Consider the following 20,181-nt stretch of genomic DNA (forward strand, 5'->3'; position numbering starts at 1 on the left):
GTAGGTGTGTACGGTCTTTTTCAGTATCTTTGCAAATATAGTATTAATCGACTTTGTATAAAAGTATCATTGTCGGTCAAATAAGTATTATAAAGATTTATGATATGAAGAAATTTGTACTTTCTCTTCTCATTGCTCTAACTTTCATACCATTAAATTTAAAGGCTGATAGTTATCCTTCACTATGGAAGCAGTTTGGTAATGCTCAGAACCGAGATTTACCTAAGTCTGAACTGAAAATATTAGATAAAATCATCACGAAGGCTATGGCTGATAAAGATTATGGTCAGTTGTTGTCGGCAAGGATTCATTATATTTCGGTGCAGGGACTTATCAGTAATGATTCCGTGAAACTGTTGATTGATCGATTGGCTGATGAGGAAGTGAAATTTCGGGATACAGATCCGGTGATGTCGGATGTATATAAATGTGTGCTGGGTAAGTATTATCGCGCTTGGCTTAGTGATGAAGATAGTGCTGACGTGAAGAGTAAAACATATTATAGAGAGGCTATGCTTCATCCTGAAAGGTTGGCCGCTTGCAAGACGGGCGATTATAGTCCTCTTTTCAAAGATGGATTGGATGACCATATCTTTAATAGAGATCTACTTCATGTCATAGGTTTTGAGGTCGAAGATTATCGCACGATGTATGACTATTATACTCGCGTGGGAAATCGTGCTGCTGCATGTATTTGCGCAGCAAAGGATTTTGATAAGAATCAGAAGATTGATGGGTATCAGGCGAAAAAGTCGAAATATCTTTCAACACTGGATTCTTTGATGAAGGTATATGGTGATTTGCCGGAGGCTGGCGAGTTCGCAATACTGCGTTATTCTTATATGCAGGATTGTGAGGATGTTAGTGTCGATGAACAAGTGAAATTTCTGAAATATGCTCTTGATAAGTGGGGAAAATGGCCTCATCTGAATGTCTTTAAGAGTTACTTGCGAGACTTGACATATCCTATGTTCAATGTTGAAATACCCCAGCAGGCTATCGTTGGTAAGAAGCAGGTGGCGAAAGTACGGGAGATTAGAAACCTGTCGAGTTTGACGGTGAAAATATATAAAGTAGATTTGACGGCTGATCATAATTTGAGAATATATAATGCCAAGGATTATCAACTTATCAAGCGTAAAATAGCAAAGTCTGCTGTGTGGGAACAAACTCGTAAGTATAATTGTGAACCTGATTATCGTATTCAGGAAGATTCTTTTGAGATTGCTGGTTTACCACAAGGAACTTATTGGATAGAGGTGGCATCAGACAAGAATATCGGTGTGTCGGAGTCTTTCTATTATGTGAGTGATGTTGCTGTGGAATACGTGAAATTACCGGGGCAGAAAATGCGCCTTGCGGTGGTGAGCGCCCGTACGGGGCATCCTCTTGCTCATGCTAAGGTGAGACTCTATTGGAATAAGAAATCAGAGGAACTCTCCTGTGATGAGAATGGTGAGGTCGTATATTCTTATGATGGTCAACGACCAAACAGTATCTATGCTTTTACACCAGATGATGGGTATGCACCAAAATCAAATGTAAGTGGTAATTATTATTTTGATGGCAGTAAGAGAGTAGATGAACGCGAGCAGATTTTTACGGATCGTAGTCTTTATCGCCCCGGACAGATGGTTAAGGTAAGTGTTCTTACATATCAGGTGATGGAGCATAAAGATAGTAAGGTGTTGCCAAGTAAGAAGGTGGAAATCAAATTGTCGAATGCCAACGGAAAGGTGGTAGAGACCAAGAATGTCGTTACCGATGAATTTGGAGTTGCTGCTGTAGATTTTGTGTTGCCTAAGACGGGTTTGACCGGAATGTATTATGTGCGTTCTTCTAAAGGTCAGACTGGAATAAAAGTTGAGGAATACAAGCGTCCTACCTTTGATGTGAAGTTACCGAAAGTCGAAAAGAAATATCAGTTCGGTGATACTGTACAGGTGAAGGGCCTGGCTAAGGGCTTCAATGGCATTCCTGTACAGAATGCGTCTGTACAATATACGGTAACGAGAAGACCGATGTATCGATGGTGGGGTAATGGTTCTACGGAGATTGTACAGAAAGAGAAACTGAATACTGATGAGAATGGCAACTTTATAGTGAAGTTACCATTGACACTCGCTGTTGAAGATCAAACGAAATCCCGCATCTTCTATTCTTATCAGGTTGAGGCTCTTGTTACTTCATTGAATGGAGAGACACATTCTGCATCTATGAGCCTTCCTGTAAGTAATCATCCTACAATATTGAGTTGTAACCTGCCAACTTTGTTTGAAAAGGATTCGTTGAAGTCTGTGGTATTCAAGTATCGCAATATATCGGCGGTAGATATTCCTGCTCAAGTAAGATATAGAATTGATCAAGGGAAAGAGTTTGTCGTCAATTCTAATGAACAATGTAACATGAGTGAGAGCATCTCACATCTGACAACAGGTGAGCATACCTTATATGCTTTCTGTGGAACTGATTCCTTGAAGCAGAATTTCACAATCTTTTCTCTTCATGATCACCGTCCTGTGATAAAGACCCCAATATGGTTTTATCAAAATTCTACAAAGTTCCGAAATGATGGGAAATCCGTTGTTACTCAAATCGGTAGTTCTGAGAAAAATCTTCATGTATTATATAATGTATTCTCTGGTCATAAGGTAATCGAACAAGGAACAACAGAGATCAGTGATTCTATCATTACACGAGAATGGAAGTATAAGAAGGAATATGGTGAGGGCATAACGATCATCTACTGTTGGTTAAAAGACGGGAAGAAATATAGCGAGTCCTTCCATATCAGTTTACCGGTACCTGATAAGGAGTTGAATGTAAGATGGGAGACATTCCGTAATCATCTAGTCCCTGGTCAGAAGGAGACATGGACTTTGAAGATTTCCAATTCTGATGGCACACCAGCAAAGGCACAGATGATGGCAGTTCTCTATGATAAGAGTCTTGATGATATCTATAAGCATGAGTGGAATTTCTCGTATAATCTCTATCATAATACACCAATCGTAAGTTGGCGGAGTAATTTAGACTATTTGAGTAATAACTCATTTGTACGCTCCATGTCTTATAAGGATGACTTCCCATATAGAAACCTTGATATCGCAAGATTCTATTTAGACCCATATAGTAGTTCTTCTGAGATTATCGCGTATGGTTTTGGTAAGCATAAAATGAGAAAGAATGTAGGGACACGTGCAACGAATGTTATGTTGCTGACTAAGCAATCTTCTATGAAAGACTCCCGTAGTTATTCTTCTAAGGAAAGTCGTGTCTTTGATGTTGTAGAGCAGATGCCTGTATTCCCACGTCAATCTCAGGATATTAAAAAAGAAACTGTTCAGATGAGGGCGAACCTGAACGAAACCGCTTTTATGCAACCTCAGCTGGTGGCAGATAAGAATGGTGTTGTGGCTGTTCGTTTTACCCTTCCTGAAAGTACGACAACTTGGAAGTTTATGGGATTGGCCCATGATAAGGAAATGAAATATGGAAGTATAGAGGATGAAGTCGTCGCTAATAAGAAGGTGATGATTCAACCTAATATGCCTCGGTTTATACGTGTGGGTGACCAAGTGAAGATAACCGCTATGGTAACGAATTCCTCTTGCAAGAAGATGAAGGCCACGGCAAAACTTCTACTTCTTGATGCCGAGACAGGTAAACAAGTGTATAGTCAGACGCAGAAAGTATTGATGGCAGGAAATGTAGATTCAGAGATTTTGCCGGTTACTTTCGATTATCAGGCTACAGAGAAAACACCGGCTATCCTGGTCGCTCGGGTAAGTGTAGAAGGTGGAGATTTTAGTGATGGGGAACAACATTATCTTCCTGTGCTCAGAAATACAGAATTGGTAACCCGTACCAAGACCTTTACACAGGTGACAGCAGGTCATAAGGTGATAGATATGGCTAGTATGGTGCCATCAACGGCTCAAGGAAAGGTCAGCTATACGATAGAATATACAAATCAACCTGCATGGATGATGATACAGGCACTTCCTTCTATCAGCAATCCATGCGAGAAGGATGCTATCAGTATGGTTTCTGCTATCTATGCGAATACTATAGGTAAGTTTATCTTGAATTCCAATGAACATATCAAGAATGTGGTAGAGCAGTGGAAGACTGAAAAAGATGAGCAAAATTCGTTGACGAGTAATCTGCTGAAGAATGACGAACTGAAAGCTCTCTCTCTCGATGAAACACCATGGCTAAGTGCTGCTAATCGAGAAGTTGAAAATAAACGGAAACTGATAGAGTTTCTCGACAATACGGGTATGGATGCTCGCTTGAAAGAACAAACGAAACAATTGAGTATTCTGCAAAATGGTAATGGCTCGTGGAGCTGGTGGCCGGGAATGCCTGGAAGTTTGTATATGACTGTGGCTGTAAGTGAGACGCTTGTCAGACTAAATCACCTTGTCGGTATGCAGACCTCAACTCGTAATATGCTGACCCTTGCCTTTAAGTATATGTCAGCAGAAATCCATAAGGAGGTAGTGGAAATGAAGAAACAAGAGAAGAAAGGTTATAAGAATATCATGCCTTCTGATGTCGCTCTTCATTATCTTTATTTACTATCTGTAGATGGACGGACACTAGACATACAAGCTCAGGAGGATAAAAAATATCTGTTGAACCATCTTGCAGATGAGCATGCTATGCTATCGATTTACGGTAAGGCGAATGCTGCTGTTATCTTGTCGTTAAATGGAAATGAAAAGGCAGCAGAACATTTGCAGAGTTTGAAAGAATATACGGTCTATCGTGAAGAACTGGGGCGCTATTTTGATACGTCAAAGGCCGAATATAGTTGGTTTGACTATAAGATTCCTTCACAGACCGCTGCCATAGAAGCTTTGCAACTTCTCACCCCAACCGATAAGAATACTATAGAGGAAATGCAGCGCTGGTTGTTACAGTCGAAACGTACACAAGCATGGGATACACCTATCAATACCGTAGATGCTGTATATGCTTTCCTGAAAGGAAATGAGAGATTCTTGGAAGGAAGAAAAACAGAGAATACAGTGCTGAAGGTTGATGGAAAAGTTTTGGATGCTTCTGATAGATTAGGTTATGTAAAAACCGTTGTTGATGGTAAACATCAGACTTTGAATGCAGAGAAGACCGGTGAAGGTATTAGCTGGGGAAACATCTATGCACAGTTCCAGCAGAAGTCGAGTGATGTAGAGAATGCTTCTACAGGAATAAAGATAGAACGTAAAGTAATCGCAAAAGATGGATTTGCAATAGGTAATCGTGTAAAAGTTCAACTTACGATTCTTGCCGACCGTGATTATGATTTTGTAGAAGTTGTGGATAAACGTCCTGCTTGCTTTGAACCCGTAAACCAACTTAGTGGTTATCGTTGGGGATATTATATTACCCCACGGGATGAGACAACAAATTACTATATTGATCGTTTAAGTAAAGGAATACATAAGATAGAAACCGAGTATTATATTGATCGTGCTGGCAAGTATCAAAGTGGAAGTTGTGTAGTACAGAGTGCATACAGTCCAGAATTTAGAGGCATTGCTAAGGGCGAAGTGATAACAGTTAAATGAAAAGGTTATGAGAAGAATCATCTATATAGTTTGTGCTCTTTGTGGATTTTCTACAGCGAATGCACAAAAGATTTCTATGGTGACGGATGTCGCAGACTGTGGGCAGATAGTATATAATCGACCTGTTACTTCATCTTTTGAGATGCAGAATATAGGTTCTAAACCTTTAGTTATAAAAACTGTAAAGGTAAGTTGTGGATGTACTGTTGTTGATTATCCTCAGAAGCCAATAGGTGTAAATGAAAAGTTCTCTGTGAATGTTACTTTCGACTCCAGACAGATGGGACATTTCAATAAGTTGGTTGGGATTTATAGCAATGCAGATAAAGAACCGCTTATTTTGACGATGCGAGGCGTTGTCGTTAGGGATGTTGTTGATTTCTCGGGTAAGTATCCTTATCAGATGGGAGGACTTGGCGTTGACAAGGATAATCTGGAATACGATAATGTAAATAGAGGAGAACGACCTGTTGAGCAATTACATATCATCAATAAGAGTAATCAAGTACTGACTCCCAATATGTTGCATCTTCCTCCTTATTTGTCGGCAGTGGTTTCTCCGTCGAAACTGGCCCCTGGACTTAGTGGAACGATTTATCTGACATTGGATTCCAGAAAGCTTCGTGATTTCGGACTTACCCAGACAAATATTTATCTGGGAGATGAATTGGGTGATAAAGTTTCTGATGATAATGAGATTTCCGTATCAACCGTGTTGCTTCCTAGTTTTCAGAAGTTGACAGATGAGGAGTTGGTAAATGCTCCCAAATTGCGGTTGTCTCAAGACTCTGTCGTTCTAACGGATATAAAAAGTAAAAAGGGAAAGTGCATCATAGAGATTAGTAATGTCGGGAAGTCTACATTAGAGATACGTTCATTGCAGATGTTCACGATGGGATTGGAAGTGTCATTGAAAGATACCAAACTGGCTCCGGGAGAAAGTACAAAGATGAAAATTACGGTATTGACGAAGGCTCTTAAGAAAGCGCGTACGAAACCAAGAATTCTCATGATAACAAATGACCCCGATCACGGTAAGGTGATGATACCAGTTGTTGTAAAATAGAATAATCGAAAGAAAATATATTAGATAAAGTGGAAGAATTAAAGATTGAAATTGATAACGGAAGTGGATTCTGTTTTGGTGTGACTACTGCAATAAAAAAAGCGGAGGAAGAACTTTCTGCAGGTAAAACATTATATTGCCTTGGCGATATTGTCCATAATGGTATGGAGGTGAAACGCCTTAGTATGAACGGACTTGTTACCATCGACCATGAACAGTTAAAAGAACTTCATGATGTAAAAGTATTGTTACGAGCACATGGTGAACCACCAGAGACTTATGCTATTGCACAAAAGAACCATATTGAGATTATCGATGCAACGTGTCCCGTTGTTCTTCAGTTGCAGAAACGAATAAAGAAACAGTATGCCGAAAATCCAGATGCTCAGATTGTCATCTTTGGAAAGAATGGACATGCTGAGGTGTTGGGTTTGGTAGGACAAACAGAAAGTAAAGCTATTGTTATCGAGCGATTTGATGATGTGAAGAAACTCGATTTCTGCAAGGATATCTATCTTTATTCACAGACAACGAAAAGTCTGGATGAATTCCATCGCATTATCCAATATATACAGACCCATATAGCGGAAGGCAGAAAATTCAAGAGCTTTGATACCATCTGCAGACAGGTTGCCAATCGAATGCCTAATATAGCAGGATTTGCATCAAAACACGATCTCGTGCTTTTTGTGAGTGGACGGAAAAGCAGTAATGGTAAAGTCTTGTTTAATGAGTGCAAAAGCGTGAACCCTAACAGCTATCAGATAGAAAGTAAGGAAGAGATAGATTTAACTTGGTTTGAAGGTGTGAAAACTGTAGGAATTTGTGGCGCAACGAGTACTCCAAAGTGGCTTATGGAAGAGTGTCGTGACTATATATTGTGGAGTGTGAAGAAATAATAGGACAACAACAAAGATAAATTAGGATAATAAGGATAATTAAATACTTTGTTTGTGTTTGTTTTATCGTTATATTTGCATACGATTAGATTAATAAATTAAACTTGTCTAAGTAAAGATTGTGGAATACCTGTTCTTCAGACTTTCCATCGCTTATTCTTGCAACGTTACGGACAGTCACCTGCTGTTTATCGTAGAAATTTGAAATAGAATAAGGTAATATACATAAAAATGAAAAGGGTAGCTTCTCACGAAGCCGCCCCTTTTCTCATAAAACAGTAATTAACTCAAAATTTATAATCTATCGTTTTTACCTATCGAAGATGATAATTTAACATAAACAAAAACTTAATCATCTTACTTTAGTGCAAAGGTAAGTGATTATTATGTAACATCCAAAAAAATCAAGAAAATCCGTGATTTTTTTATTGAGTTTAGCATTTGTTATCACTTAGCGACTTTTTTGAAAGCCTCTATTAACCATTGTTTTTGTTCTGTAATTGTCATATGACTGTTGTCCAGTTCAAGCGCATCTTCTGCTTTCTTTAGAGGTGACACTTCGCGATGAGTATCGATATAGTCTCTTTCTTGGACATTCTTAAGGATGTCCTCGTAGTTGGCAGGCATACCTTTAGCCTGTAATTCATCATATCTACGTTGTGCTCTTACTTCAGGTGAAGCTGTGACATATATCTTTAGTTCCGCATCAGGGAATACTGTTGTCCCGATATCACGACCATCCATCACGATACCTTTTTCTTTTCCCATCTGCTGTTGCTGTGCTACCAAAGCCTTGCGTACGAATGGTATGGTAGCGATAGGACTTACATGATTGGAAACCTCAAGTGTACGGATTTCTTTTTCTACGAGTTCACCATTGAGGTAAGTGTCCGGACGACCTGTTGAAGGATTGAATTTGAATGAAATCTTGATTTCAGGCATCAACTTCTCCAATTCTTCAATGTTGATATTGCCGTCTGCATCGAATAAGTTGTTTCGAAGTGCGAATAAAGTTACTGAACGATACATAGCACCAGTATCGACATAGATATAACCAATCTCTTTGGCCAAGTCCTTGGCCATTGTACTCTTTCCACAAGAAGAGAAACCATCAATTGCAATTGTTATCTTTTTCATATTCTTTATAAGCTATAAGCTGCGTTTATAATCATACTATGACTTGAAATGTGATATTTCCCGTAAGCCAGATTTAGTTTAAATCTATTTAGATATAGTCCTGCACCAAGACTGAGTCCTGCGCCATGACTACTTTCTTCCTCACCGCTCTGTATTTTCATGTCGTTGGCTCTTCGGAAGTTATATCCCAGGCCTACCCATATATCTTCGGATAGAAGAATATCCATTCCTACCACAGCATGTTTGATGAATTTATAATTCCAATGGTTCAAGTCCACAAGTGTTGCTGATATGCGGAATGGAGCGTTGATGAGTCTTTTTGTCGTACCGATTTGTACATCGATGGGCATTCGTTCGAATTCTTCATTGTATGCCTTTAACTGCCCACCAAGGTTTTTTGCAGCAATAGAAACAGACCATTCCTTATCAGGATTATAATAGTTGAGGCCTAAATCCACTCCTAATGCCAGACTGTTGTAGTCTCCAATATATGAGGTAATCAACTTGGCAGCAATTCCTCCGGCAATGTTATGACCTAAGAGGTAAGAAAAATATCCGGCGATGGAAATGTCTTTGGCAGAGAATGTTCCCGAAACGATATTGTTCTCATCCACTTGTTTCATGCTTCCATAATTGATGTATTGACCAGAGAGGGCAGCAGAAGCCCGTTCGCCGAAATTCCGATTGAAAGCCACAGAAGCTGTGTTACAGCCCGACATATAGTTCATGTAGTTAAGGACAATAGTCTTGTCGCTTACGGAAGAAAGTAAAGATGGATTACTGAAAATAAGCGATTCGTCATCCTCGATCAAAGATATGTTGTCACCACCAAGAGCTGCTGCATGAGCGCTGACCGGAAGACGAAGAAAATTATATTCCGTCTGACTCTCTTGGGCCATGGATATTGTCGAAAGAAACGACGAAAGAATGACAAAAATGACTTTTTTCATTTAAAAATCCAAATTATTTTGCAAAGATACACCTTTTTTCAAATATAAGAAGTAACTTTGCGTAAGTTTTCGTTATATATAACGATAAAGTAAAAGAAATATTATCACTTTGGAAATAAAGAAATCTATACAGGTAGACCTTGAAGGAAAACGAACAACGGGTTTCCTATTAGGGTTGATATTGGCCTTATCGCTTATCTTTGTAGGCTTACAGTATACTACGAGTCCTGATGATTCTGGTGCTGATGAAGATGCTTTGGAAGATATGGCGCAAGATATGGAAATACTCCATCAAGAAGAGCAAAAGGATATGATTTCTGTAGAACCTACCGCTGGAGCTGCTTCTAAGGCGATTACAGAGAAAATGAAAGCAGTAAACCAACAGCCTCAGAGTACAGAAAAGATTAGCCCAAACACAGGCGTATCTCTGGATGCTAACGCCGAGGGAGATGGAAAAGAGCAAAAAGGCGAGGTGGCTTCTTCGAATATTACGACCGCATTACCACAACCTCTCACCTCTGATGACAATCCTTATCATTTCAGAGTTGTAGAACAGTTGCCAGAATTCCCTGGAGGATGGGTTGAACTGATGAAATATCTACATAAGAATCTGAAATATCCGGCTCTTGCGGAGAAACAGAACATCCAAGGTAAAGTCGTGATTTCTTTTATTATCAATAAAGACGGTACGATGGCTGATATCAAGGTATCTCGCTCTGTTGACCCATTATTGGATCGCGAAGCATTGCGTGTGGTAAAAGCTATGCCAAAATGGAAACCGGGTGTCATGTATAATAAACCATGTCGCACCCTCTTTGCTATTCCTGTTGTATTTAAAATCTAATAAATATTATGTTAACAGCTGATGAAATTCTTGCGATAGTAAATGATTATTTGGATAAGTTACCATATAATCGTAACCCTAAATCTTTGTATGAGCCAATAAAATATGTTCTTTCAATGGGTGGAAAACGTGTTCGTCCAACCTTGATGTTGCTGGCTTATAATCTTTATCGTGAGAATCCGGAAAAGATATTGATGAATGCAATAGCACTCGAAACATACCATAATTATACTCTGTTGCATGATGATTTGATGGATCATGCTGATGTGCGCAGAGGTAAACCTACCGTCCATCGTAAATGGGATGCCAATACGGCGATTCTGTCAGGTGACTCAATGCTTGTGCTGGCTTATGAACGTATGGCACAATGTGATGCTGAGCATTTGGGTGATGTGCTGAATCTTTTCACCGAAACAGCTTTGGAGATTGGTGAAGGTCAGCAGTTTGATATGGAGTTTGAAACCCGTAATGATGTGACAGAAGACGAATATATCGAGATGATTCGTCTGAAAACAAGTGTATTGTTAGCTTGTGCTCTGAAGATGGGTGCTATCTTGGCCGATGCCTCAAAAGAAGATCAGGAAAACTTATATAAGTTTGGTGAGCAGATAGGTTTGGCTTTCCAGTTGCAGGATGATTATCTTGACGTATATGGTGACCCGAAAATCTTCGGTAAGGCTATTGGTGGTGACATCACGTCTAATAAGAAAACCTATATGCTTATTAATGCCTTTAATCATGCTAATGCAGAACAGCGTGCAGAATTGGAGAAATGGGTTTCTGCTGTAGATTTCGATAGAAATGAAAAAGTACAGGCGATAACTCGACTTTATAATGAAATCGGTATTGATAAGATGGCGATAGACAAGATAAACTGGTATTTCGAACAGAGTAAGAAGTATTTGCAGGCTGTAAGTGTTAGTGAAGAGCGAAAAGAAGAACTGGCACACTATGCCGAGAAAATGATGAAGCGTAAGTATTGATGATGAACTATACTTTCATAGATACACATTCACATCTCGATGGCGAGGAGTTCAAAGAAGACTTGGATGAGGTCATTGCTCGTGCTAAAGAGATGGGTGTCTCAAAGATTTTTCTTCCGGGTGTCGATAAGAATAGTATCGATAGCGTCTCGAAGGTATGCCGAAGCTATCCCGAATATTGCTTGCCGATGATTGGTTTGCAACCGGAAGAGGTAAAGGCAGATTGGAAAGAGGTGCTGAATGTCATGAAAGAACGACTTGACGGTTCTATCGCCCAAGGAGATACTGTAACAAAATATATAGCAATAGGAGAGTGTGGACTGGATTTCTACTGGAGTAGGGAATTCGAGAAAGAACAGTTGCAAGCCTTTGAAGAACAGGTAAAGTGGTCTGTAGAGACTGGCCTCCCTCTGATGATTCATTGTAGAAAAGCTCAGAATGAACTACTTCATATCCTGAAAGATTATGAGAACGATCTTCCGGGTGGCGTATTCCATTGTTTTACGGGAAATCAGAAAGAGGCCGAAGAATACTTGAAGTTTGACAAATTCGTTCTAGGCATTGGAGGGGTACTCACTTTCAAGAGTAGTCATCTTCGTGAAGATCTCCCTGCAGCAGTTCCTTTGTCGCGTATTGTCTTGGAAACCGACAGCCCATATATGGCCCCTGTCCCATATCGCGGAAAACGTAATGAGAGTGGATTCGTAAAGGAAGTTCTGAAGCAGTTAGCCCTTTGCTATCAAGTATCAGAAACAGAGGTCGCACAGATTACGAATGCAAATGTAAAACGTGTTTTTGGAATCTGATTATGAAGGCGTTAGGAAAGAGCCTTTTATGCAGTTAACTACATCGGCTTATGCAGTTAACAGTATCAGTTTACGAAGTTAATTGCATCAGCTTACGAAGTTAACTGCATAAAAAGAAAAGTCTGTTCTCGATGAAAACATGAGCCGACGAATAATTAAAGATGTTTAAAATAACATGAGAATTTATAATATATAGTTTAAAAACGATATTTTTGTAAAACCAAAAAGGGAAAGATGCTCGAGTGGTTGAAGAGGCACGCCTGGAAAGCGTGTAAACGCCTAAAGCGTTTCGGGGGTTCGAATCCCCCTCTTTCCGCTAATTGATATGAATATGAAACAGAATCATCTAATAGCAAGAATTACAGCTATCACTTTTCTATTGTTTTCTTACGCACCTGTCATGATGGCGCAGGATGAAGTTGGTGAAGGTGGATTTCATCAGGCTTTGAAGACCAAGTTTATCGAAGGTAATGCCGGCTTTATGTCGCTTGTGGCATTGGCATTGATTATAGGTTTGGCCTTTTGCATAGAGCGCCTGATCTATTTAAGTCTCTCAGAAATTAATGCAAAGAATCTGATGAAAAACATAGAAGAGAAAGTACAGAATGATGATATCGAGGGTGCGAAAGATTTGTGTCGCAACACGCGTGGCCCAGTGGCTTCTATCTGTTATCAGGGATTGTTGAGAATTAATGACCGCATAGACAACATAGAACGCTCCATCAGCAATTATGGTTCTGTGCAAGCCTCTAACTTAGAGAAAGGCTGTTCGTGGATTACCTTGTTTATCGCCATGGCCCCTTCACTTGGTTTCCTAGGAACCGTGATAGGTATGGTAATGGCTTTCGACCAGATTCAGACAGCCGGTGATATCAGTCCTACAATCGTTGCTGCCGGTATGAAAGTAGCTTTGATAACAACAATCTTTGGTATCATCGTAGCCTTGATACTTCAGATGTTCTATAATTATATACTCAGTAAGATCGAGCATTTGACAAGTCAGATGGAGGAATCAGCCATCTCTATGTTAGACATCATTTCTAAATATAAGGAGGGAAAATGAAATTCGGTCGTAATTTAAGAAAGAAATCAACGGAGCAGTTGTCCCAGCGAATCTTTTATGGTTTGTTGGCCATAACGGTTCTCGTCTTCTGTTGTTTTTTCCTGATTGGTTACGATGAACCATTTGTTGATAACCCAGATTTTAATGCCCCTCTTTTCACGGATGTGCTGATTTTACTCATGTGGGTATTGTTCTTGGGCTCTGTTAGTTTGTCGGTTTATTCAATAATAAAGGATTACCGTACAGCGCCGAAGAGTGAAAAAGATGAAGACGGAATACCAGAAACCAGAATCAATCGCTTCGTTTGGGGAGGTACTGCTGTAGCACTGGTGCTGACATTCTTGGTTTCCTCTTCAACTTCGATGATTATTAATGGCAAACCTTTTGGTGATTGGATTTGGCTTAAGGTTTCAGATATGTTTATATTTACATCAATATTATTGCTCATCGTTGCATTCGGAGCTGTAATATTTGGTGCTACAAGATATATCAGGAGAGGAAGAAAATGATATTTAAGCATCGTCATCGCGAAGTTCCAGGTTTAAATACAACATCAACAGCAGATATCTCTTTTATGTTGTTGATCTTTTTCCTTGTCACAACATCAATGGACACAGACAAAGGTCTTAACAGACAGTTGCCTGCCGAAAGTAAGAATAAGAATATTGAAACATCGATGGTAGACAAGCAAACTACAATGATGCTAAAACTTACCTCGAACAATCAGATCTTAATGGACGAAAAGCCTGTTGATGTGTCGCATCTACGGCAATATGCTGTTAGTTTCATCGAGAAGCATGGTGCCAAACATCTGATATCTTTGGAGTCTGATCGGGAAGCTGACTATAACACATATTTCAAGATGCAGAATGCTTTGGTTTCAGCCTATCATGAAGTGAGAAATCGTGTTTCTGCTCGCCTATATCATAAAGCATACGATCAATTGAATCAAGAGCAAAAGAATGCTATTAATGATAAGATTCCTAATCGAATCGCTGAATCGTATGCAAACGCAAGTGTAGACTCTGTTGCAACGAAAGGAGGTAACCTATGATAGATTTTCATCATGGGAATCATCGCGTTCCAGGATTGAACACATCCTCTTTGCCAGACTTGATATTCTCTGTGCTCTTCTTCTTTATGATTGTAACCCATATGAGAAAGGTTATACTAAAGGTAAAATATCAGGTTCCGCAAGGTACAGAACTTACACGCCTAGTAAAGAAGTCAACAGTGACATCCATCTATATCGGTAAACCTGCATATGGGATGGCAACGGCAGGGGATCATTCTACAAAAATTCAAATGAATGATAAATATGTTGATGTAGCAGAAGTTACCGATTATGTTTCTGCCGAAAAAAATCGTATGTCGCCTGAAGATATGCCACAGATGATTGTATCAATAAAAGCCGATAAATCTACCAAAATGGGTGTTATTACTGATGTAAAACAAGCATTGCGTAAGGCAAAAGCCTTAAAAATTAGTTATTCTGCTACAGAGAGTAAAAAGTAGACTACTAACAATCTAAAACAAAAAAAATAGAAAAAGTTGCAAATGTCGTGTTTTTTAACTACCTTTGCAGCAAATTAATATAATAATGGCAAAACATAATTTAGATTCATTGGATAGAAAAATTCTGAAGCTGATAGCTGCAGATGCTCGTATTCCATTCTTAGAAGTAGCTCGTGCTTGTAATGTAAGTGGTGCAGCTATTCATCAGCGTATTGCTAAGTTACAGGGATTAGGTGTCCTTAAAGGTTCACAGTTTATTATTGATCCTGAGAAAATCGGTTATGAAACTTGTGCATACGTGTTACTTTATCTGAAGAATCCTGAGGATCATGACAAGGTCGTAGAGAAACTGAAGAAAATTCCAGAGGTTATTGAATGTCATGCTACTACGGGCGCAATGGACTTGTTCATCAAGATGTATGCTCGTAATAATCATAATCTGATGGAAATTATTCATGACCGTTTGCAGCCTTTAGGTTTGTCACGTAGTGAAACGATTATCTCATTCAGTACAGACATAGACCGTCAACTTCCAATTCTTGATGATTTCGAAGAGGAAGATGATGACCTAGATGATGACGAGAATGAAGATTAATGTTATTGCTGCCGTTGCGGCAAATCGCGCTATAGGCTATCAGAACCAATTGTTGTATCATATTCGTGAGGACTTAAAACGATTTAAGGCCCTCACGACTGGTCATACAGTTGTAATGGGGCGCAGAACTTTTGAGTCTCTTCCTAAAGGTGCCTTGCCTAATCGCCGTAATATCGTTCTCAGTAGAAGTAAAAACGACTTCCCGGGATGTGAGGTATATAGCTCTTTATCAGATGCTTTAAGTCATTGCGCAGAGGATGAAGAAGTTTATATTATTGGTGGGGCAAGTGTTTACGAAGAAGCCTTGAAGATAGCAGATCGTCTTTGTCTTACAGAGATTGATGCGACCCCAGAGAAAGCAGATGTCTTCTTTCCTTCGTATCAAGGGTGGAAAGAAGTAAATCGTCAGCAATATGAAATCGACGAACAACATCCTATAAGATATGCGTTCGTCGACTATGTGAAGGGATAATTTTTTTATCCCTTATTTTTTTATACAGATACTTTCCCTGGGATATGTGGCCATGGATCGTAATCTGTTAATTCAAAGTCTTCATATTTGAAATCAAACAGACTCTTTACCTCTGGATTCAAATGCATGTGGGGCAGTGGGCGAGGAGTGCGTGTCAATTGCAGCTTTGCTTGCTCAAGATGGTTCAAGTAAAGATGTGTATCACCGGTTGTATGTATGAACTCTCCTGGCTTGAGTCCTGTTACCTGTGCCATCATCATCAGTAGAAGAGCATAAGAAGCTATGTTGAAAGGTACCCCTAAGAAAGTGTCCGCACTTCTTTGATAAAGTTGAAGACTTAATTTCCCTTCGGCAACATAGAATTGGAATAAACAATGACAAGGAGGTAGAGCCATATCGTCGACCTCGGCAGGATTCCATGCAGAAACAATCATTCTGCGTGAGTTTGGATTGTTCTTAATCTGTTCGAGGACATTTTGTATCTGATCGATGGTACCACCCTTATAGTCAGGCCATGAGCGCCACTGGTGACCATATACAGGTCCGAGGTCACCATTCTCATCAGCCCATTCATTCCAAATCCTTACACCATGTTCCTGTAGATATTTCACGTTGGTATCTCCTTTGAGAAACCATAACAGTTCATAGATGATAGATTTGAGATGCAACTTTTTGGTTGTTAGAAGTGGAAAACCATCCTCAAGGTTGAAGCGCATCTGATTACCGAAGACAGAAAGAGTACCAGTACCTGTTCTGTCGCCTTTCTTGACACCTTCTGATAATATTCGGTCGAGTAAGTTTAGATATTGTTTCATTGTATTCTATTTGGTCTGTTTTTATATCAATTTAATGACTTCAGTAGCCACTTCTGGTAAGTGCGAACTCTTGATCTTCCATTCCTGCGGATAAAGGTTGTTGGCTCTGTTGCCGATGTTTTTTGCAAATCCTATAGGAATATTCTGATATGTGATAAGAACGATACCTTTAGGAGCATCCTCAGGAAGTACGATTGCTTCTTTTCTTAAATAATTGATAGCTTGTAGCCAATCAACGTTTACCTTAGCATATACATCCTTATCGGATAGGATAGACAGCGCCTTTGACTGGTCTGGAATTCTGTTCTTGCCCTTTATCGTGTCCTCTTTGATACCATGCGTTAAAACATGGAGTCCTTTGAATGTCCCCTCATAATCCTTGTGTTGATAATGATATATGTAATCCCCATGCTTGCGGAGTACAGCCATGAACAACCCTTCTCCAGAAGTTTTGCCAGGGATAAATCGATAAACAGGGTTGTCGTCGATCAAACTTCCTGTAATGTTCCATTCTTCATGAACGGGAATATCAATGAAGTCAGCTCCGAGTTCGTTTGCTATCCAATTGACATTCTCCTCATCTTCGTGAGCGTTGAATGTGCAGGTGGAATAAATCAATATGCCACCAGGCTTTAGGCATTCCCAGATGTCACTGACAATCTCACGTTGAAGTTTCCAGCATTTCTCTACATTCTGCAAACTCCATTCATTGATGGCCCCTTCATCTTTTCGGAACATACCCTCTCCGGAGCAGGGAACATCTGTGAGTATGACGTCGAATTGTAGTTTAGACTTCTTATAGTCGCGTGGGAAATTGTTGGTAACGGTGATGTCCGGATTACCATATTTCTGGATATTTTCACTCAATATTTGAGAGCGAGTCTTCATTGGCTCATTACAAAACAACGTGCTTCCTTCGGGTAATGCCGACATGGCGCATGTCGTTTTTCCTCCAGGAGCAGCACAAAGGTCGAGCATCGCAATAGGCTTCTTCACAAGTTGCCGAAGAACATGGTCTAGAAACATGGATGATGCTTCCTGCACATAATAAAGTCCTGCATGTAAGAGAGGGTCGAATGTGAAGTTTGGTCGATCTCTCAGATACCAAGCATCTTTGCACCAAGGCACAGATTTTTGGCTGTCAACGACCTGTATGTGACTGGTATCATATTTCCAAGGGTTTAATCGAATACTCACAGGAGTATCAGATTGAAGGCCGTCCATCAAAATATTGAAGAGATCTTCTCCCATCAATTTTTTGGTATATATTTTAAAGTCTTCTGGAATATTCATATCATTTGCAAATTTAGGAAAAAAAACTAATGCTTGCAATATCTGATGGAAAAACATTATTCGAAATGAACATTGAAATCTTCATCCGATTGAGCGTTCTTCTTCTGGCCAGAAGGGGAATGCTTTAAATGTCCTTTAGAATCAAACAGATTATAGGTAGTACGGAGTACGACAAATTCAGTTCTTCTATTCAGTTGATTACAAATGTCTTGATTTTCTTTTGTTTGATTTCGGATAAAGTCTTCGGTAAGTACATCATTTTCTTTGAGCCATGGATATTTCTCCGTGAGCTTTTTGCGAATGACCTTAGGTTTCTCTTTACCATATCCAACAGCCGTCAGTCGGTTCTTGTCTATACCATGCTTGATCAAGTAGTTCACAACAGCTTCTGCACGCTGTTGCGACAGTTTCTTGTTATACTCCCGAGTTCCTTTATAGTCACAGTGAGAACGCAATTCAATAGTGACATGTGGATTCTCATTGAGCAGATTGACGAGTTGGTCAAGAGCTTGCTGCGACTGAGATGTTAATGTCGCCTTATTGAATTCATAGAAGATGTTGTCGATTAATACAGGTGCAGAGATAGATGCCAACGGAAACTGGAGTGTATATTCTTGGCTCTCTTCAACTTTAGGAATCGTGATTTCTTCTTTATGATTGAGGAACCCCTTACAAGTAGCCATCATGAGATAACTGACACCAGGCTGTGCAATGATATTGAACGAACCGTCACTTAATACCGGTACTTTCTTGTTGAGCCCATTATTGCTGATGATGTAAACCTCAGCAGCCGGCAATTCGTATCCATCCATCTCATAGACCCATCCTTTGACGGTCTGTACAATTTCAGGATTATTAAAAGAGTAGATATGGTCGTAGCCACGTCCGTCTTTTCGGTTAGAACAGAAAAAGCCCTGATTCAGTGTACCTTCGAAAGTCATTCCAAAGTCATCGCCTTCAGAATTGAGGGGGTATCCAGGGTGAGAAATATGATATTTATGTGTCTGAGGATCAGTCTTGGCGATATAAATATCTAAGCCACCCATCCCGGGATGCCCGTTCGATGAGAAATAAAGTTCACCATTAGGCCGAAATGTAGGAAACTCCTCGTCACCAGGCGTGTTGATTGGTGTTCCTAGATTTTCTACACCGCCCAGTCCCGTAGGTGTAATGCGTGCCCTCCAGATATCCAGTCCCCCTAATCCACCAGGCATGTCACTTGTAAAGTAAAGCCATTTCCCATCAGGAGAGATGGCTGGGTGTGCATAACTAGACAATGTATCTCGGGTTAATTCTACGACAGCCCCCTTTCCCCATGTCGCATCAGAACGTTGCGAAACAACAATTTGGGCATATCTTGGATTTTGAGGGTCTGTGGAGCATTGCGTCAGATACATCTCTCTTCCGTCTGCAGAGAAACAACAAGCACCTTCGTCAAAAGTTGTATTTACTCCTGAGTTGAGAACCTCGGGACGACTCCATCTTCCTTTATCGTCTTTCAGAGATACATATATGTCTCCGGTCTTGGTACCCGTGATACTACTCAAATCGTCTCCCAAAGATTCGTTGCGTGTAGATGTGAAGAAAAGTTGATCATGATGGTCACCGTAGAGCATAGGCGAATAGTCATCGCGCCTAGAATTGAATATATCCATTCTCTTGACCTTATATCTGCTGCCTTGCTTCTTCCAAAGAGGAGCCTTTTGCGCGGAAATCAATCCATTGGTTACCAAGATATTCTCAGGCAGAGAGTCCTTCAATTCTAAGAATTCTTTTTCTGCCATTTTGTATTGACCGTTCTTGAGTAACAGTCGTGCATAATTTATTTTATCGTTAAGTGAAGTCTGTTTATATCTTATAGCATTAGCATATGCAGAAATTGCTTTCGGAGTAGCGTTTATCTTGTCATAGCATATAGCCATCTTTAAAGCTCGTTTGCCACGATTCTCTCGCTCCTTGACAGGTGTTTTTAGATATGCTTGTTTGAATTGTTCTGCTGCATCGTAGTATTCGCCTAACGCAAGATGCTCTTCGCCTTTTTTGAGATTGTATTCTAATCCACAATTTGCGAGACTGATGCAGGCAAATATTGTAAATGCCATCGAAAGAAATCGATGGCATAAATAATCATATGTATTTTGATGCCAATTCATATGATGATAACGTA

Annotated in this window: 17 protein-coding genes and 1 tRNA gene; 13 read left to right on the plus strand and 5 right to left on the minus strand. The window is 39.8% G+C overall.

The genetic code is table 11. The annotated features are described in order from the left end of the window. The first annotated feature begins 104 nt into the window (after positions 1-104). Genes K333_RS0107585 through K333_RS0107595 form a run of 3 tightly spaced genes read left to right on the plus strand, consistent with a single transcriptional unit; the run spans position 105 to position 7,541 of the window. Positions 105-5,576, plus strand: coding sequence for an alpha-2-macroglobulin family protein (locus tag K333_RS0107585; protein WP_024990282.1), 5,472 nt, complete (start codon positions 105-107; stop codon positions 5,574-5,576). A 7-nt stretch (positions 5,577-5,583) separates the two neighbouring features. Further along, positions 5,584-6,642: a DUF1573 domain-containing protein gene (locus tag K333_RS0107590; RefSeq protein ID WP_024990281.1), complete on the plus strand. Its 1,059-nt coding sequence runs from the start codon at positions 5,584-5,586 to the stop codon at positions 6,640-6,642. A gap of 29 nt (positions 6,643-6,671) precedes the next feature. Next, complete coding sequence (locus tag K333_RS0107595) at positions 6,672-7,541, plus strand: 4-hydroxy-3-methylbut-2-enyl diphosphate reductase (protein ID WP_024990280.1); 870 nt, start codon at positions 6,672-6,674, stop codon at positions 7,539-7,541. Positions 7,542-7,988: 447 nt separating this feature from the next. Here K333_RS0107595 and cmk read toward each other — a convergent pair whose 3' ends face one another. Together cmk and porQ are read right to left on the minus strand one after the other, a co-directional pair. Next, entirely contained in the window at positions 7,989-8,678 is a 690-nt protein-coding gene (gene cmk, locus K333_RS0107600) for a (d)CMP kinase (protein WP_024990279.1), read from the minus strand. Positions 8,679-8,683: 5 nt separating this feature from the next. Continuing rightward, a complete protein-coding gene (gene porQ / locus K333_RS0107605; protein ID WP_024990278.1) occupies positions 8,684-9,628 on the minus strand; it encodes a type IX secretion system protein PorQ in 945 nt (314 codons plus the stop codon). A 109-nt stretch (positions 9,629-9,737) separates the two neighbouring features. On the opposite strand from porQ, the gene K333_RS0107610 reads away from it, so the two are divergent. The 10 genes from K333_RS0107610 (at position 9,738) to K333_RS0107655 (ending at position 15,906) form a co-directional block, all read left to right on the plus strand. Further along, entirely contained in the window at positions 9,738-10,472 is a 735-nt protein-coding gene (locus K333_RS0107610; RefSeq protein WP_024990277.1) for an energy transducer TonB, read from the plus strand. Between the two features lie 8 nt (positions 10,473-10,480). Continuing rightward, entirely contained in the window at positions 10,481-11,455 is a 975-nt protein-coding gene (locus tag K333_RS0107615) for a polyprenyl synthetase family protein (RefSeq protein WP_024990276.1), read from the plus strand. After that, positions 11,455-12,261 carry a TatD family hydrolase gene (locus tag K333_RS0107620; RefSeq protein WP_027452530.1) on the plus strand — a complete coding sequence of 269 codons (807 nt, stop codon included), beginning with the start codon at positions 11,455-11,457 and terminating at the stop codon, positions 12,259-12,261. Before K333_RS0107615 ends, K333_RS0107620 begins: the two co-directional genes overlap by 1 nt. 228 nt (positions 12,262-12,489) lie before the next feature. Then, positions 12,490-12,577 (plus strand) — tRNA-Ser (locus K333_RS0107625). 15 nt (positions 12,578-12,592) lie between these two features. After that, complete coding sequence (locus K333_RS0107630) at positions 12,593-13,324, plus strand: MotA/TolQ/ExbB proton channel family protein (protein ID WP_024990275.1); 732 nt, start codon at positions 12,593-12,595, stop codon at positions 13,322-13,324. Next, positions 13,321-13,833, plus strand: coding sequence for a membrane protein (locus K333_RS0107635; RefSeq protein ID WP_024990274.1), 513 nt, complete (start codon positions 13,321-13,323; stop codon positions 13,831-13,833). Before K333_RS0107630 ends, K333_RS0107635 begins: the two co-directional genes overlap by 4 nt. Then, complete coding sequence (locus K333_RS0107640) at positions 13,830-14,378, plus strand: ExbD/TolR family protein (protein ID WP_024990273.1); 549 nt, start codon at positions 13,830-13,832, stop codon at positions 14,376-14,378. The genes K333_RS0107635 and K333_RS0107640 overlap by 4 nt, the downstream gene beginning before the upstream one ends. Then, a complete protein-coding gene (locus K333_RS0107645; protein WP_024990272.1) occupies positions 14,375-14,839 on the plus strand; it encodes an ExbD/TolR family protein in 465 nt (154 codons plus the stop codon). Before K333_RS0107640 ends, K333_RS0107645 begins: the two co-directional genes overlap by 4 nt. An 85-nt stretch (positions 14,840-14,924) precedes the next feature. Further along, positions 14,925-15,434 carry an Lrp/AsnC family transcriptional regulator gene (locus K333_RS0107650; RefSeq protein WP_024990271.1) on the plus strand — a complete coding sequence of 170 codons (510 nt, stop codon included), beginning with the start codon at positions 14,925-14,927 and terminating at the stop codon, positions 15,432-15,434. Further along, positions 15,424-15,906 (plus strand): dihydrofolate reductase, encoded by a 483-nt coding sequence (locus K333_RS0107655; protein WP_027452531.1) that lies wholly within the window; start codon positions 15,424-15,426, stop codon positions 15,904-15,906. Before K333_RS0107650 ends, K333_RS0107655 begins: the two co-directional genes overlap by 11 nt. Before the next feature lie 20 nt (positions 15,907-15,926). Here the strand turns inward: K333_RS0107655 and K333_RS0107660 are convergent, their stop codons facing one another. The 3 genes from K333_RS0107660 to porE are packed head-to-tail and all read right to left on the minus strand — an operon-like array spanning position 15,927 to position 20,116. Beyond that, complete coding sequence (locus K333_RS0107660; RefSeq protein ID WP_024990270.1) at positions 15,927-16,721, minus strand: thymidylate synthase; 795 nt, start codon at positions 16,719-16,721, stop codon at positions 15,927-15,929. 21 nt (positions 16,722-16,742) lie between these two features. Further along, a complete protein-coding gene (locus tag K333_RS0107665) occupies positions 16,743-18,014 on the minus strand; it encodes a methyltransferase RsmF C-terminal domain-like protein (RefSeq protein ID WP_024990269.1) in 1,272 nt (423 codons plus the stop codon). Between the two features lie 56 nt (positions 18,015-18,070). Then, entirely contained in the window at positions 18,071-20,116 is a 2,046-nt protein-coding gene (porE, locus tag K333_RS0107670) for a PorE family type IX secretion system protein (RefSeq protein WP_036889114.1), read from the minus strand. Between the last annotated feature and the right edge of the window lie 65 nt (positions 20,117-20,181).

It is taken from the genome of Segatella albensis DSM 11370 = JCM 12258 (assembly GCF_000426565.1).
Classification (GTDB): domain Bacteria; phylum Bacteroidota; class Bacteroidia; order Bacteroidales; family Bacteroidaceae; genus Prevotella; species Prevotella albensis.